The sequence below is a fragment of the Variovorax sp. KK3 genome, from assembly GCF_001984055.1.
GTDB lineage: Bacteria > Pseudomonadota > Gammaproteobacteria > Burkholderiales > Burkholderiaceae_C > Variovorax.
Genome location: NZ_LYVO01000235.1, coordinates 1 through 203 on the forward strand (window position 1 = coordinate 1; position 203 = coordinate 203).

Genomic DNA, 203 nt, shown 5'->3' on the forward strand with positions numbered 1-203 from the left:
GGCCGCAGGCGGCACCACGCTCGATGCCAGCGCGCCCGTCACGCTCGGCAACGAGGTCACGCTCAATGGTGCGATGGCGGTCGGCGGCAGCGCGCCGATCACGCTGTCCGGGCGAGTCTCCGGCGCAGGCGCCATCGTCAAGACCGGTGCGTCCGATGCCACGCTGGCGGCGCCAACAGCTTCGGTGGTGCCGTGTCGGTGCA

1 protein-coding gene is annotated in these 203 nt (G+C 72.4%); it reads left to right on the forward strand.

The window, feature by feature from the left end:
- Positions 1 to 203 (forward strand): hypothetical protein (locus tag B0W80_RS35890; RefSeq protein ID WP_179107122.1); only part of this gene is annotated, 203 nt, incomplete at both ends.